Origin of the sequence: Devosia limi DSM 17137, from assembly GCF_900128975.1 — a bacterium.
Lineage (GTDB): Bacteria > Pseudomonadota > Alphaproteobacteria > Rhizobiales > Devosiaceae > Devosia > Devosia limi.
In genome coordinates, this window is sequence record NZ_FQVC01000003.1 from 111,802 (window position 1) to 126,131 (window position 14,330).

At 63.2% G+C, this 14,330-nt stretch carries 15 protein-coding genes; 5 read left to right on the top strand and 10 right to left on the bottom strand.

What is annotated here, in order from left to right:
• Positions 1-1,059 carry an EF-P lysine aminoacylase EpmA gene (gene epmA / locus BUA69_RS05970; protein WP_046133503.1) on the bottom strand — a complete coding sequence of 353 codons (1,059 nt, stop codon included), beginning with the start codon at positions 1,057-1,059 and terminating at the stop codon, positions 1-3.
• Between the two features lie 151 nt (positions 1,060-1,210).
• Between epmA and efp the strand changes: the two genes are divergently transcribed.
• Positions 1,211-1,780 (top strand): elongation factor P, encoded by a 570-nt coding sequence (gene efp / locus BUA69_RS05975; RefSeq protein ID WP_046133502.1) that lies wholly within the window; start codon positions 1,211-1,213, stop codon positions 1,778-1,780.
• A 95-nt stretch (positions 1,781-1,875) separates the two neighbouring features.
• Here the strand turns inward: efp and BUA69_RS05980 are convergent, their stop codons facing one another.
• Together BUA69_RS05980 and BUA69_RS05985 are read right to left on the bottom strand one after the other, a co-directional pair.
• Positions 1,876-2,100, bottom strand: a complete 225-nt coding sequence (locus BUA69_RS05980) for a DUF2934 domain-containing protein (RefSeq protein ID WP_046133501.1) — start codon at positions 2,098-2,100, stop codon at positions 1,876-1,878.
• A gap of 58 nt (positions 2,101-2,158) precedes the next feature.
• Positions 2,159-2,650 (bottom strand): YciE/YciF ferroxidase family protein, encoded by a 492-nt coding sequence (locus tag BUA69_RS05985; RefSeq protein WP_046133500.1) that lies wholly within the window; start codon positions 2,648-2,650, stop codon positions 2,159-2,161.
• Between the two features lie 136 nt (positions 2,651-2,786).
• On the opposite strand from BUA69_RS05985, the gene BUA69_RS05990 reads away from it, so the two are divergent.
• Positions 2,787-3,482, top strand: a complete 696-nt coding sequence (locus BUA69_RS05990; RefSeq protein WP_052950314.1) for a class I SAM-dependent methyltransferase — start codon at positions 2,787-2,789, stop codon at positions 3,480-3,482.
• A 70-nt stretch (positions 3,483-3,552) separates the two neighbouring features.
• Here the strand turns inward: BUA69_RS05990 and BUA69_RS05995 are convergent, their stop codons facing one another.
• The 7 genes from BUA69_RS05995 to dctP form a co-directional block, all read right to left on the bottom strand.
• Positions 3,553-4,869 (bottom strand): MFS transporter, encoded by a 1,317-nt coding sequence (locus BUA69_RS05995; protein WP_046133499.1) that lies wholly within the window; start codon positions 4,867-4,869, stop codon positions 3,553-3,555.
• A gap of 45 nt (positions 4,870-4,914) precedes the next feature.
• Positions 4,915-5,190, bottom strand: a complete 276-nt coding sequence (locus tag BUA69_RS06000; RefSeq protein WP_046133498.1) for a metal-sensing transcriptional repressor — start codon at positions 5,188-5,190, stop codon at positions 4,915-4,917.
• 119 nt (positions 5,191-5,309) lie between these two features.
• Positions 5,310-5,954: an SRPBCC family protein gene (locus BUA69_RS06005; RefSeq protein ID WP_046133497.1), complete on the bottom strand. Its 645-nt coding sequence runs from the start codon at positions 5,952-5,954 to the stop codon at positions 5,310-5,312.
• A gap of 61 nt (positions 5,955-6,015) precedes the next feature.
• Positions 6,016-7,287: an ArgE/DapE family deacylase gene (locus BUA69_RS06010; RefSeq protein WP_046133496.1), complete on the bottom strand. Its 1,272-nt coding sequence runs from the start codon at positions 7,285-7,287 to the stop codon at positions 6,016-6,018.
• A 75-nt stretch (positions 7,288-7,362) separates the two neighbouring features.
• Entirely contained in the window at positions 7,363-8,676 is a 1,314-nt protein-coding gene (locus tag BUA69_RS06015) for a TRAP transporter large permease (protein WP_046133495.1), read from the bottom strand.
• Between the two features lie 5 nt (positions 8,677-8,681).
• Positions 8,682-9,197 (bottom strand): TRAP transporter small permease, encoded by a 516-nt coding sequence (locus BUA69_RS06020; RefSeq protein WP_052950313.1) that lies wholly within the window; start codon positions 9,195-9,197, stop codon positions 8,682-8,684.
• Between the two features lie 84 nt (positions 9,198-9,281).
• Positions 9,282-10,295 (bottom strand): TRAP transporter substrate-binding protein DctP, encoded by a 1,014-nt coding sequence (dctP, locus tag BUA69_RS06025; RefSeq protein WP_046133494.1) that lies wholly within the window; start codon positions 10,293-10,295, stop codon positions 9,282-9,284.
• Positions 10,296-10,542: 247 nt separating this feature from the next.
• Between dctP and BUA69_RS06030 the strand changes: the two genes are divergently transcribed.
• The 3 genes from BUA69_RS06030 to BUA69_RS06040 are packed head-to-tail and all read left to right on the top strand — an operon-like array spanning position 10,543 to position 14,242.
• Positions 10,543-11,412, top strand: a complete 870-nt coding sequence (locus BUA69_RS06030; protein ID WP_046133493.1) for an FAD binding domain-containing protein — start codon at positions 10,543-10,545, stop codon at positions 11,410-11,412.
• On the top strand, positions 11,409-11,903 hold the full coding sequence (locus BUA69_RS06035; protein WP_046133492.1) for a (2Fe-2S)-binding protein: 495 nt from the start codon (positions 11,409-11,411) through the stop codon (positions 11,901-11,903). Before BUA69_RS06030 ends, BUA69_RS06035 begins: the two co-directional genes overlap by 4 nt.
• Positions 11,900-14,242, top strand: a complete 2,343-nt coding sequence (locus BUA69_RS06040; RefSeq protein WP_046133491.1) for a xanthine dehydrogenase family protein molybdopterin-binding subunit — start codon at positions 11,900-11,902, stop codon at positions 14,240-14,242. The genes BUA69_RS06035 and BUA69_RS06040 overlap by 4 nt, the downstream gene beginning before the upstream one ends.
• Positions 14,243-14,330: the final 88 nt, after the last annotated feature.

Below are 14,330 nucleotides of genomic sequence, written 5' to 3' on the forward strand. Positions count from 1 at the left end.
TCATTCCGCCACCGGCGCCCAGATCACCTGGTCAATCCGCGGCGCGCCCGTCGCCAGCATCACCAGCCGGTCAAAGCCCAGCGCCACGCCGCTCGCCGGCGGCATCAGTTCGAGCGCCCGCAGGAAGTCCTCGTCCAGCGGATAGCGCTCATCATAGAGCCGCTGCTTCTCGTCCATTTCAATGGCGAAACGGCGGCGTTGCTCGTCCGGATCGGTCAGCTCGCCAAAGCCATTGGCCAATTCCACCCCGCAGGCATAAAGCTCGAACCGCTCGGACATCCGCCGGTCATCGCTCGCCCGCCGCGCCAAAGCCGCCTCAGCCGCCGGATAGCGATCAAGGATCGTCACCCGCCCCAGCCCCAGATTGGGCTCGATCTTTTCCACCAGCACCCGGCTGAACAGGTAGGACCAGGTCCGATCCTCCGGCACGTCGATCCCCACAGCCGCCATCTGCGCCGCCAGTGCCTCGCCATCGGTGCGCCCCTCGGCATCCATCGTCGCCAGCAGGTCGATCTGCCCATAGCGCATGAATGCGTCGACCACGCTCAGCCGCTCCGCCTCGGCAAACGCATCGGCTTCGCGGTCGCGATAGCGCAGCTTCTGCGTGCCCACCGTCTCCGCTGCCAGCCGGATCATCGCAAGGCAATCGGCCATGATCGCCTCATAGGGCTCCTCCACCCGATACCATTCCAGCATGGTGAATTCGGGATGGTGCAGCGGCCCGCGCTCGCGATTGCGCCAGACATGGCCAAGGCTGGCAATCCGCCGCTCCCCCGCCGCCAGCAGCTTCTTCATGGTGAATTCGGGCGAGGTGTGCAGATACATCGTCTGCCCCAGCCCATCATTGCCGATGGCCGTGGTGGCAAAGGCATGCAGATGCGTCTCATTGCCCGGCGAGCGCTGCAGCCCCGGCGGATCGACCAGCAAAAAATCTTCCCTCGCCAGGTAACCGCGCAACGCCGCCTCGACACGATTGCGCGCCAACAGGATCGGCCGGCGGTCGGCATGGATACTGGGCATCCACCACGGGGATTTTTCGCTCTTGGAATGGCTGCTCATCACGATGAACCCACGATGCGCCGGTGACCTTTATGACGGTCGGGCTGGAGATTTTCCCAGAACTAGGGTAGTTGGCGCACGAAACCGCTATTCTGGCGTCGCGACGGCCCTGCCTCTACGACGCGTCTACTGATCGAACAAGGAAGAATTCATGGTCAAGGTCATCGCCTCGTCGCTGCGCAAAGGCAATGTTGTCGAGCAGGACGGCAATCTGCACGTCATTCTGACGGCGGAAAACGTCCACCCCGGCAAGGGCAACTCCATCACCAACGTCAACATGCGCCGCATGTCGGATGGCGTGAAGGTGGTTGGTCGCTGGCGCACCGTCGAAATGGTCGAAAAGGCCGATGTCGATGAGCGCGAATATGACTATCTCTATTCCGACGGCGAAGGCCACCACTTCATGGAGCCGGTCAGCTACGAGCAGATCACCGTCCACGATGACGTGATCGGCGATCAGAAGGCCTATCTGACCGACGGCATGAAGGTCTATCTCAAGACCTTTGAAGGCAATGCAATTGCCATGGAACTGCCGCAGCGCCTGACCTTTGAGATCGTCGAGACCGAGCCCGTAGTGAAGGGCCAGACGGCCTCCTCGTCCTACAAGCCCGCCGTGCTCAACAATGGCCTCAAGGTCATGGTTCCGCCCCATATCGGCGTCGGCACCCGCATCGTCATCCTCACCGAAGACAATTCCTACGTCGAGCGCGCCAAGGACTGATGAGCGGAGCCTGCCCCGGCGAAGGCCGGGCTCGCAGGGCTCAGGCTATCCCAGCATTCGATCCATACCAAAACGGGCCCGTACGGGCCCGTTTCTCATTGATTGTTGTCGATCTCACCGGCAGCATCGCGCCAATGCGCTTCGGCTCGATCCGGCGGCGCCCCTTCCGCCAGCCACTTGTCATAGGCGATCTGGCGCAGGTGCATGTCCTTGGCGCGGAGCCAGTAGTCGAAGCTCCGCCCCTCTGGACGCCCATCCTGCTCCCACAGGAAATAGGCTGTATTTCGGATCATCTCGGCCAAAGCCGTGTTCTTGTACATAAGATGGTTCGCTGGCTACGACCCCATTCTGGCTCGCCTGGGGTCGCGCAACCTTCCGTCATGCTGCCTTGCGATTGGCGTCGGCGACCGCCAATTGCGAGAGCTTGTTGTCGGTCGCCACCTCTTCCTTGAGCGTGGCGTCGAACAGCGCGACGGCTTCGGTCATGCCCAATTGCTCAGCCCAGCTTTTGAGCGTGCCGTAGCGGGCAATTTCGTAATGCTCGACAGCCTGCGCCGCCGATACCAGCCCGGCATCAAGCGCAGCCGTGCCCTTGAAGTCGTCCATGATCGACTTGCCTTCTTCGAGAATGCCCAGGATCGCGTCGCAGGTCTTGCCGCGCGGGGCTTTCCCCAGCAGCTCGAACACCTGTTCCAGGCGATCAACATGGCCTTCGGTTTCGGCCATATGCTGTTCAAAGCCGGCCTTGAGGTCAGGCGATTGCGCCGCCTTGGCCATTTTCGGCAGGGCTTTCAGGATTTGCCGTTCGGCAAAATAGATGTCCTTGACGGTATCGAGAAACAGATCGTTCAGGGATTTGTCTTCAGCCATTTGTTTGCTCCAGTGATAGGTAGGACGCTGCAGCGATGAACGGCCACACCCCGCTGAAGTTCCCCGATTGTGAAGCACACTTTGCCGCGATTTCGCGACTGCCCTATAAGGGTCTGCAATCACAGCAGGAACCGCCATGACCGCGTCCGTCTATCCTCCCGGCTTCTATGAAAATCGGCGCGCCCAGACGGCCCATGCCGCCACGACCATCCTCGCCACCCTGCCGGATTTCCTGCCCCGCGCCTCCCTTGCCGATATCGGCTGCGGCACCGGCACCTGGCTGGCCGCCGGTCTCGCCAGCGGCGCTACGGATGCTTTCGGCATCGAAGGCGATTGGGTGAAAACCGAAATGCTGGACGATCCGCGCATCGCCTTCCAGCCGCACGATCTCGAACAGCCCTTCACCGGTCCGCGCGTCGATCTCGCCATGTCGCTGGAAGTGGCCGAGCACCTGAGCCCCGCCCGCGCGCCAAGCTTCGTCGCCGATCTGGTGGCGCTGGCGCCAGCCGTATTGTTCGGCGCTGCCATCCCCGGCCAGGGCGGCGTCAATCACCTCAACGAACAATGGCAATCCTACTGGGCCGGCCTCTTCGCCACCCATGGCTATCAGCCCTTCGACGTCGTCCGCCCGGCGATCTGGACCGATGCGGCCATCCCCGCCTGGTACAAGCAGAACACTTTGCTCTACCTCAACCCGGCTCTCGCTGCCGAAAGCAACCTGACACCGGAAACCGCCCGCCTCGACCTGGTCCATCCCCTGTTCTGGGAACGCGCCAATCGCGAACTCAAGCACGCCAATGCCCTGCCCGAGTCAGCCTATCTCGAGGGCTAGAGGCATCTCCTCGATCATCGGGTGATGCCCCCGCAGGACCCCCCCATTTGCAGGCCAGCCTCGGATAATATCAGCGCGGCCAGACGGGGTGGTGATTGTCGATCACAAAGCCATGCGCATGCCGATGCCCCCGCCCGGCCGGCACCGCGTCATGCAGATGGGGATGGTCGGGGTCGAGCCCATAATGGGTGTGCGTCACCACATCGGGATCGCCAACCGGCCAAAACAGCGTCGCCACCACCATGGCCGTAGCCGCCGCCAGCCCCAGCACCATAAAGCTTGCCGGCAACCCGATCAGCGCCCCGAGCCAGCCCGCAAGCGGATATGTCGCCAGCCAGCAGGCGTGCGACAGCGCGAACTGCGCCGCAAACAGCGCCGGCCGGTCTTCGGGATGCGACGAGCGCCGCAACAATTGCCCCGACGGGGTCAGCACCAGCGAATAGCCCAGCCCGAACACGGACCACAGCGCCAGCAACTGGCCATAGCCATCGAGCATCACGCCGGCCAGCAGCGCCACGCACAGGACCCCCGCGCCGCTCATCATCGTCCTGCGCACCGGAAACCGGTCCAGCAGCGGCGGCAGCGCCAGCGCGGCAAGGATCGAGCCACCACCGAATGCCGCCAGCGCCCACGCCGTCGCCTGCTGGTCCAGCCCGAGCCCGGACTGCACGATCAGCACCGTGTTGACGAACACCATCGCCCCGGCACAGGCCACGCCGAAATTCAGCGCCAGCAAGCCACGCAGCCGCGGCGTCGCCAGATAAATGCGGATCCCCCGCGTCGTCCGCTCGTAAATTCCGCGCGGCGCCGTCGGCTTGGGGCTGGGTAGCGTCACCGAGACCACAAACGCCGCCGAGGCCAGAAATCCCACCACCGTCCCGGCGAAAATGCCATGGAAGCTGATCACCGTTAGCAGTGCCGCCGCCAGGATCGGGCTGACCACGCTTTCCAGGTCATAGGCCAGCCGCGACAGCGACAGCGCCCGCGTATAATCGCGCTCGTCGGGCAGCACATCGGGAATGGTCGCCTGAAAGGTCGGGGTGAACGAAGCCGACGCCGCCTGCAGCAGGAAGATCAGCACGAACACTTCCCAGATCTGGGTGACGAAGGGCAGCGCCACCGCCACCGCCGCCCGGATCAGGTCCAGCGTCACCAGCATGGCCCGGCGTGGCACCCGCTCGGCAAAGGCGGCCGCAACCGGAGCGACAGCCACATTGGCCACCATCTTGATCGCCAGCGCCGTACCCAGCACCATGCCGGCATTTACCCCCGCCAGTTCATAAGCCAGCAGGCCCAGCGCCACGGTACACAGCCCGGTGCCGATCAGCGCGATGACCTGCGCCATATAAAGGTGGCGATAGGTCCGGTTAGCCAGAACATGCAGCATCTTGTTTCCGCCCCCTCGGCGGGATGGTGAGTGAGCGGCCCCGATCTACAGGTACCGCGTGATTTCCTTGAACGTGTCGACTGACTGGCGCTTCTCCAGCGTCAGCGGTCCCACCACATCGTCCAGACAGTGATCGAGGTGATCCTGGATCAGCGTCCGCTTGGCCTGCACGATGGCCTTTTCCACGGCATGCAATTGCTGGGCGATATCCAGGCATTCCCGCCCACCCTCGATCATGTCGATAATGCTGCGCAAATGCCCTTCGGCCCGCTTCAGCCGCTTGACGATAGCCGGATGGTTTTGATGCAGGTGCTCACTCATGATCCTATCCTCCTGGAGGGGATAAAAAAGCCAGAAACACCCGCCAGATCAAGCCCTGTCCGCTCAACGTCCATCCCCAAAGAGTCAGGCGCGGGTCATTCGGCCCGCGCCTGCTTGGGTCACGGCTGCGTCTTGCCGCCAAACAGCGACCGCAGCTTGTTGCCCAGCACCGTCATAAGCAGCGCGAACATGTTGAGTTCACGTGGCTTGGCCTTGGCGGGTGCCGGGGCTGCCGCAGGAGCCGCAGCGGCCTCTGCACTCGTCCCCGCTGCCGGCGCTTCCGCCACGGCCGCAACCGGCGCCGGATTGGCTGCTTCGATTTCGGCTTCCAGGTTCTCGGTGAAATCCGAGATGATCTGCCCCGCCACTGCCTCGACTATGCCGCCCCGGGCAAACTGGGCCAGCCCGCCAGACAGGACATAGTCCACCGCCACGTCGACCTGCGTGCGCTTGCCGCCATCGAGATCGATCAGCGTATAGGTCACCACGCCCTTGGCGCGCGAGTTCTGGTTCTTGTCGACACCGGCGCCGGTAATGGTGCCGGTAAAGTCAGCCGGATTGGGCTCGACCTTGGCTTCGCCGCCAAAATCGGCCTTGATCGGCCCCAGCTTGACCGAAATCCGCCCCTTGGCCACGCCATCCACCGGCGGCTCGCTCAGCGACGCGCCGGGAATGCACGACACCACTTTGGGCAGGTCCTGGAACATGTCCCAGACAACGCTGCGATTGTGGTTGACGGTGAAGCTCTGCTTGATTTCGGCCATGGGGATATTCCTTGTCTGGATGGCGGCAGCCCGCTGCAAAGGCAGCAGGCTGCGCTGAAAACTAGTCTTCGACGCCGCACCAATCGTAGATGCACAGCGCCATGACCTTGATCGCGGTGATGTAGTCCTCGATCGAGACATACTCGTCATTGGAGTGCATCACGGCGGTCGAGCCGGGCCCGAAGATCACGGTCGGGGTATCGGCATAGAGATTGAGGAAGCGCGTATCGGCGGCGCCCTGGCGTCCACTGATGACGGGTTGCTTGCCGGTCAGTTCGGTATAGGTCTTCGACACCAGGTCGACGATCGGATGATCGTGCGGAATTTCGGACGCCTGGGCGTCATAGCCGACGAAGCGCACCACCGGCGGATGGTCCTTCATCCACGGATCCTGCGCCGCCATTTCGGCGATCTTGTCGACGAGGCTCTGCTTGACGCCCTCATGGTCTTCGCCCGGCACGGTGCCGATGCTGCCCTTGAGCAGGGCACTGTCGGGGAAGGCGCTGGGATAATTGCCGGCCTGGAAACTGCCGATAATGCAGGGCAGTGAATCGATGGCGCTGGGGTAGAGCGGATGCTTGACGGTGGCGACGCGATGGTCTTCCAGCTCCTGCACTGCCTTGACCACCTTGTTGCCAAGCTCGATGCCGCTGATGCCCAGATAGCGCTGCTGGATGCCTGCCGGCTTGCCCTGCACGGCGATCTCGAACCAGATGCGGCCGATACAGGCAGGCTGCACATGCAGGTCGCTGGTCTCGCCCGAAATGCCGGCATCGGCCTTGTAGCCGCGCATCACGGTGTCGAGCGTGCCGTGACCACTGACTTCCTCGTCGATGACGACGTTGATCAGCACGTCGCCCTTGAGCTTGACGCCCGCCGCCTTGAGGAATTCGACGGCAAGGATATGGCTGGCAACGCCGCTCTTCATGTCGCAGGAACCGCGGCCATAGATGCGGCCGTCCTTGATCGAAGCCGACCAGGGGCTGTCGGTCCAGCCTTCGCCATTGCCCACCGGGATGACGTCGGTATGGCCATTGAGCAGCAGCGACTTGCCGCCGCCGGTGCCCTTGTGAGTGGCCACGATATTGGGGCGGCCTTCATAGCCGCGTGCGACCGGGCGATAGCCGGGATGCGTCTTGAGCTTTTCCCAATCGGTTTCCCAGACGTCGACTTCCAGCCCGAGCGCGTCGAGATATTCGCCGACGAACTTCTGGATGGCGGCCTCGTCCCCGGTCACACTGGGGATGGCAACCATCTGCTGCAGGAAGGAAATCGCCTTGTCGCGGTTCTGCTCGATGACATCGAGAACGGCCTGGCGGGAATTGGCACTCATAAAGTCACTCCACGGGGAATATCGGGTTACAGCGCAGCCTGGGGCCGGGACCGCGAGGGCCCCGACCATTGAGCGTTACGGCATGAGGCTGGGGAGCCACATGGTGATGGACGGGAAGGCGATCATCAGGCCGATCAGCACCAGGTTGATGACGATGAACGGCAGGGCGGCCCGGTAAATATCGCCCATGGTCGTGTTCCTGGGCGCGATGCCCTTCATCACGAACAGCGACAGGCCGAAGGGCGGGGTGATCGTCGCCATTTCCAGGTTCACCATCATGATGATGCCGAACCAGATCGGATCGAGCCCCAGCGCCTGGATGATCGGCAGGAAGATCGGAATGGTGATCAGCACGATCGAGGTCTGCTCGATGAACATGCCCAGGAACACCACGATCAGCTGCATCACGATGACCAGCACGATCGGATGTACGTTCCAGTCCGTCGCCAGTTCGGTCAGCGCCGCCGTGGCGCCCGAAAAGCCCAGCAACTGGCTGAACCCGGCCGATCCGGTCAGGATGATCAGGATCATGATCGACAATTGCGTCGCCGAGCCGATGCCCTTGACCAGCACTTCCCCGTTCAGCTTGCGATAGAGGATCGCCAGGATAAAAGTCAGGAAGGTGCCCAGGGCCGCCGCCTCCGTCGGCGTGGCAACGCCGGTGAAGATACAGGCAATGATGATGACGACGATCGAAACCGGTGGCACCAGATAGAACAGGGTGTCGCGCAGCTTCTCGCGCATCGGCACCGCCTTGACCTCATAGAGCGGCGCAATTTCGGGCTGCAGCGTGCAGCGGATGATGATGTAGCCGATGCACATCACCGCCAGCATGATGCCGGGCACGATGATGCCGATCAGGATCTTGGCGACCGAGAAACCACCCAGGCTCGCCAGCACGATGGCCAGCGTGCTCGGCGGAATAAGGATGGCAAGGCCACCGCTGGCCAGGATCGGGCCGAGCGACATCGATTTGGCGTAGCCGCGCTTCTCCATTTCCGGGGTCAGGGTCGACCCCAGCATGGCGACACTGCCCATCGCCACGCCGGTCAAAGTGCCCAGCACGGCGCCAGCCCCGATTGCCAGGACCGCCAGCCGGCCAGCGATGAAGCCCAGCCACTGGTCCAGCACCGCGATCATCCGCTGGGCGATGCCAGCATGGAACATGATGGCGCCCATCAGGATGAACATCGGCACCGGGACCAGCACGAAGGTCGAGATCGAGCTGTCGATGCTCAGGATCAGCTGGTTGAAGCCGCCGGTGCCGCCCCACATGAAGTAGACGCCGACCATGTTGACCAGAAGGAAAGCGATGGCCACCGGCATGCCGGTCATCATCAGAAACGCCAGGCTCGAGAAAAACAGGATGAGATAGGCCCACCATTCCATGACGATCAGGCCTCCATCCGGGGTAGCTCGGAGGCGACGACGTCACCCCGATAGAACCGCATGGCGCGGCGAATAAACTCGATGCCCAGAAGAAACGAGCCGAGAGGGATAACGACCAGATTGACCGCGCGGGGGATTTCGAGTTCCGCCGCCACCATGACGCCACGCGCCAGGGAAATGGCTACGGTCTGGGCCGAGAAATAGGCGACCAGCAGGCAGGCAAAAGCACCGATCAGCGAGCCGATGATCAGGACAACCCGGCGCGGACCTTCCGCCAGTGCGCCAGTAACGATATCGACGGTGACATGGCCGTCATTGCGCAGCACCCAGGCGGCACCAAGGAAGGTCATGTAGACCATCATCACGCCACTGATCTGATCGATGCCCAGAATGCCGTGATTGAGGAACAGGCGCATGCCGATCTTGACGACCGTGGCGAGCATCATCGTCACCAGGATAACGCCGGAGACCACGGCAAACGCGTTGAGAATGAAGTCGAATATTTGTCCAAGTGCTTTCATCGGAAGCCCGTCTGCCCGCTGGAGCGTTACTGGAAGAAGGTCCGGACGCCGGCCGAGGGGACCGGCGCCCGGGAGCGTGCTGTCCTATTCGGCAGTCAGCAGCGCTTTGATTGAAGCCAGATGCTCGGCGTCGAGTACCGTCGCGTAATACGCCCACAGCGAGTCATTGGCGACCTTGGTCCAGCGGGCCGATTCCTCAGGCGTCAGCGACAGCACTTCCATGCCGGCTGCCTTCATCAGCGTCGTCTGCTCTTCAAGGTTCTGCGCGAACCAGCCACGGGTCCATTCCTGGGTCTCCGCCATGGCCTTGAGCAGGATGTCCTGGGCTTCGGGCGACAGGCTGTCCCACTTGTCCAGGTTCATCGCGATGCTGGCGCCACTGCGATACATCGGCTGGTCGATCATGTATTTGGTGACCGTCTGCCAGCCGTAGCGGGTGAACGCGTCAGCCACCGGCCAGCTGAAACCGTCAACCGTACCGCGATCCATGGCGAGAAAGATTTCGCTGGGCGGCAGGGTGATCGATTCAGCGCCCGCGGCCTGGATGAAATGGCGGGTCAGCGGCGCCACACGCAGCTTCATGCTCTTGAGATCGTCGATACTGGCCACCGGGAAATTGGTGCTCAGATAGTGCACCCCGACCCCGAGATCGCCGGCGCCATGGCCGATATAACGCACGCCCTTGGCGGCATAGAGATCGACCATGAAATTGTAGAGATCGGAGCCCGGGCCATTGTCGGGCGTCTGGAACGGCGACAATTCGGTGATATCGCCGCCCGGCACCACGCCAGCCCAATAGTTCGGCGCGCCATACCACACGTCGAACACGCCATTGACCAGCGCTTCGGGCTGATCGAAAGGCGGCAGCACGTCGTCGGCGCCGATATACTGAATCTTGACCACGCCTTCGCCGAGGCGATTGACATTGTCCATGAAGTTTTTGCCCACATCGGCGGTCGGCGAGAAGCCGTGTGCCCAGGCGCCGACCATTTTCAGCGTCACCGGAGCCGCCATGGGGGCAGCGGCCGTCAGCAGTACCGCGCCGATGGCAAGAATACTCGCGCCGAGCGAGGTTCTGACTGTCTTGAATACCTGCATTTCTCTCTCCCTGATCCGGTCCCGCATATCGCGGAGACCTCACATTCCGTCTAGGCTGCGCTAGAAAGTTCGGGTCGCGCAGTTTCCTCCTGTGACTGCCCGCACCGTAATGCGCGAAAGCGTCGTTTGTCTACAAAGTTTTTCTTATTGCATACAAGATGCCGCTGACTTACCGTCAAGGCAGGATGGAGCACGCCCCTATGCGCGCGATCCAGTCCGTTTTTTGGATTGCAGGAGACAGAACCGGATGAGGCCAGCTTCCTTCGGCTATCACAAGGCTACGGACCTGGCGCACGCGCTGGCCCTGTTGGCCGAATTCGGTGACGATGGCCGCCCCCTTGCGGGTGGGCAGAGTCTTGTACCGATGATGAACCTCAGGTTGGCGCGCCCCGCCCACCTGGTTGATATCAACGCGCTGCCGCTTACCGCCATCGAACGCCGGGGCGATGTGCTGCATGTCGGCGCACTGGTGCGTCACCACCGCTATCTCAGCGATCCCCTGATCGCGGCCCACTTCCCGGCCTTCCTCGAAGCCGTGCACTGGATCGGTCATCCGACCATCCGCAATCACGGCTCCATCGGCGGCAGCATTTCCCATGCCGACCCCACCGCCGAACTGCCGGCAATATGCCTGCTCTATGATGCCACCATCATCGCCAGCTCGACCGGCGGCGACCGGCGCATCGCGGCGCGCGACTTCTTTCTCGGCGCCTATGTCACCGCGCTGCAACCCGGCGAAATGGTCACTGCGGTCGAATTCCCCATTCCCCCCGCCAAATCCACCGGCGCTTTCATCGAATTGGGCGAACGGCGCGGCGATTTTGCCATCGCTTCGGTCGGCGTCGCCCTGCAATGGAGCGGGCGCCAGATCACCGGGGCGGCAGTCGTCTGCTGCGGCGCCAGGCTGGTGCCGATCCGCGCCAGCGAGGTCGAAAACCTGCTGATCGGCCGTCAACTCGACGCACCCGACGCCGCCGCCATCGGCCGCCGCTTCGCCAATACCATCGAGCCGGTCAGCGATCATTCCGGCAGCTCCGCCTATCGCAAACACCTCATCGGCGAACTGACCCGCCGCACCATCGAGCGCGCCTGCCAGCAAGCACTGGAAACAGCATGACCGAAATTACCCTTGCCGTGAACGGCACTGCCAAGACCGTCGATGTCGAGCCGCGGCGCCTCCTGGCCGACGTTTTGCGCAATGACTTCAACCTCTCCGGCGTCCATATCGGCTGCGCCCACGGTGCCTGCGGCTGCTGCACCGTGCAGATCGATGGCGTGCCGCGTCTCTCCTGCCTGACCTTTGCCGTGCAGTGCGAGAACGTCGAGATCACCACCGTCGAAAGCATGGGCGGGCCTGACGCCACCCATATCCTGCAGCAGGCGTTCAAGAGCGAACACGGCCTGCAATGCGGCTATTGCACCCCCGGCTTCATCATGACCCTGGCGCCCTATGTCGACACCATGCTGGCGCAGCGCCGCATGCCCAGCGATGAGGAAATCCGCGAGGCCATGAGTGGCAATATCTGCCGCTGCACCGGCTATCACGGCATTGTTTCGGCGGTGCGCAAGGCCATTGGCGACCAGCTTGGTTCGGAGGCAGCAGCATGAAGGCAGATAGCCCAAAACATATCGGCGCGCGCATCCAGCGCTTCGAGGACGTCCGCCTGCTCTCGGGCGCGGCCCGCTATATCGACGATATCCGCCTGCCCGGCATGCTGCACTGCACCTTTGCCCGTGCGCATACCGCTCATGGCACCATCCTGGAAATCGACACCTCCGGCCTCGCCGATCTCGATTATCCGACCTGGGTCTTCACCGGCAAGGACACTGCCGGCCTCTCGATGAAGGCGCATCAGGACTATCCTGAAATGCAATATTCCGAGCAGCCGCTACTGGCCGAAGGCAAGGTGCGCTTTGTCGGCGAAGCCGTCGCCGCCGTATTGGCCGAGGACGCCTATAAGTCCGAGGACGCCGCCGAGCAGCTGTTCATCGATTGCGATCCCCTGCCCGTGGTCGGCACCATGGCCCAGGCCCGCGACGCCTCGCTCCCACCGCTCTTCGATGGCTGGCACAGCAATGTCATCGTCCAGCGCCAGATGAAGGGTGGCGATCTCGAAGCCGCCAAGGCTGCCGCCGCCCACATCATCAAGCGCACCTATCGCAACCAGCGTCAGGCCGGCGTGCCGATGGAAGGTCGCGGCGTCGTCGCCCATTACAACAATGCCGATCGCGTCCTGACCGTCTGGTCCTCGACCCAGATGCCGCATCTGGTGCGCACCTATATCTCCGAGGAACTCGACCTGCCGGAATCGCGCATTCGCGTCGTCGCCCCCGATGTCGGCGGCGGCTTTGGCGTCAAGGGCCAGGTGTTTGGCGATGAAGTGCTGATCGCCTGGCTGGCGATGAAAACCGGCCGTCCGGTCAAGTGGATCGAGGATCGCCGCGAACACCTGATCGCCAGCATCCATGCGCGCGACCACGAGCATACGCTCGAGGCCTATGTCTCGGCCGACGGGCGCCTGCTGGGCCTCAAGGCCGATATCTCGGTCGATAACGGCGCCTATTCGACCTATCCCTTCACCTCGGCCGGCGAACCCGGCATGGTCGGTAAGGTCCTGCCCGGCCCCTATGATTTTCAGGCCTATGAGGCCACGTTCCGGGCGCTGGCCACCAACAAATGCTCCATCGGCACCTATCGTGGCGTGGCGCGGCCCTCGGCGGTGTTCTCCCAGGAACGGCTGATGGACGACATCGCCGCCGAACTGGGTCTTGATCCCTTCGAGTTCCGGCTCAAGAACATCATCCGCGAGTTCCCCTACAAGAACGTGCTCGGCTTCACCTATGACCCCGGCTCCTATGCCGAGTCACTGGAGCTGATGCAGACCCTGCTGGCCGACGATGTGGCGGCGGCCAAGGCTTCGCACGCTTCCGACACCACGCGCGTCGGCGTCGGCATTGCCTGCTTCATCGAGCAGACCGCGCATGGCACGCCCGACTTCACCCGTCGCCGCACCCCCATCGAAACCGGCTATATCGCCGCCCGCGTCGAGATGGCGCCCGATGGCACCGTCACCATCGATCTGGGCCTGCAGAACCACGGCCAGGGCCTGGAAACCACCATGGCGCAGGTCGCCGCCGACGCGCTCGGCGTCTTGCCCAGCAGCGTCTATGTCCGCCACGGCGATACCCTGACCACCCCCTATTCGGTGGGCACCTGGGGCAGCCGCGGCGGCGCGTTGGGTGGCGGCGCTGTCCATGTCGCCTCGCTCAAGATCGCCGAAAAACTCAAGGCCATCGCCGCCCACCTGATGCAGACCACCCCCGACGAGATCGAACTCGCCGATGGCCAGGCCTATATGCGCTCGGCCGAGGATCGTTTCATCCCGATCAGCAAGCTGGCCCGCGCCGCCCTGCGCAATGTCGATCAGCTCCCCCCCGGCATGCTGCCGGGCCTTGAAGCCGAACAGCGTCAGGATGGTCCCCGCGATGGCACCTATGCCAATGCCGTCCACGCCGCCGTGGTCGAGATCGATGTCCCCACCGGCAAGATGCAGCTGAAGCGTTTCGTCGTGGTCGAGGATTGCGGCACCATTCTCAATCCGCTGGTCGTCGATGGCCAGGTGCGCGGCGGCGTGGTGCAGGGCATTGGCTCGGCCATGTTCGAGCACTTCGTCTATGACGAGGAATGCCAACCGCTGACCACCAGCTTTGCCGATTACCTGATGCCGCTGGCGCCGGAAATTCCCAATATCGAAGTCCACCACTTCGAGACCCCGACGCCGCTGACCCCGCTCGGGGCCAAGGGCCTGGGCGAAGGCGGTGCCATCGGCCCCGCCGCCGCCATCGGCAATGCCGTCGCCAATGCGCTCGGCGTCGAAGTGCGGGAAACCCCGCTCAACGCCAATGCCATCTGGCACCTCTCGGCCCACCTGCGTCCTGCCGAATAACAAAAGCCGGAGACCGCGTCACACGGTCTCCGGCTTGTTTGTTATGAGCCCCTTCTCACCTCGCCCCTCCGGGGAGAGGTCGCCCCTC

Coding starts and splice junctions, on each gene's coding strand:
- epmA (WP_046133503.1), bottom strand. CDS start 1,059: ATGAGCAGCCATTCCAAGAGCGAAAAATCCCCGTGGTGGATGCCCAGT.
- efp (WP_046133502.1), top strand. CDS start 1,211: ATGGTCAAGGTCATCGCCTCGTCGCTGCGCAAAGGCAATGTTGTCGAG.
- BUA69_RS05980 (WP_046133501.1), bottom strand. CDS start 2,100: ATGTACAAGAACACGGCTTTGGCCGAGATGATCCGAAATACAGCCTAT.
- BUA69_RS05985 (WP_046133500.1), bottom strand. CDS start 2,650: ATGGCTGAAGACAAATCCCTGAACGATCTGTTTCTCGATACCGTCAAG.
- BUA69_RS05990 (WP_052950314.1), top strand. CDS start 2,787: ATGACCGCGTCCGTCTATCCTCCCGGCTTCTATGAAAATCGGCGCGCC.
- BUA69_RS05995 (WP_046133499.1), bottom strand. CDS start 4,869: ATGCTGCATGTTCTGGCTAACCGGACCTATCGCCACCTTTATATGGCG.
- BUA69_RS06000 (WP_046133498.1), bottom strand. CDS start 5,190: ATGAGTGAGCACCTGCATCAAAACCATCCGGCTATCGTCAAGCGGCTG.
- BUA69_RS06005 (WP_046133497.1), bottom strand. CDS start 5,954: ATGGCCGAAATCAAGCAGAGCTTCACCGTCAACCACAATCGCAGCGTT.
- BUA69_RS06010 (WP_046133496.1), bottom strand. CDS start 7,287: ATGAGTGCCAATTCCCGCCAGGCCGTTCTCGATGTCATCGAGCAGAAC.
- BUA69_RS06015 (WP_046133495.1), bottom strand. CDS start 8,676: ATGGAATGGTGGGCCTATCTCATCCTGTTTTTCTCGAGCCTGGCGTTT.
- BUA69_RS06020 (WP_052950313.1), bottom strand. CDS start 9,197: ATGAAAGCACTTGGACAAATATTCGACTTCATTCTCAACGCGTTTGCC.
- dctP (WP_046133494.1), bottom strand. CDS start 10,295: ATGCAGGTATTCAAGACAGTCAGAACCTCGCTCGGCGCGAGTATTCTT.
- BUA69_RS06030 (WP_046133493.1), top strand. CDS start 10,543: ATGAGGCCAGCTTCCTTCGGCTATCACAAGGCTACGGACCTGGCGCAC.
- BUA69_RS06035 (WP_046133492.1), top strand. CDS start 11,409: ATGACCGAAATTACCCTTGCCGTGAACGGCACTGCCAAGACCGTCGAT.
- BUA69_RS06040 (WP_046133491.1), top strand. CDS start 11,900: ATGAAGGCAGATAGCCCAAAACATATCGGCGCGCGCATCCAGCGCTTC.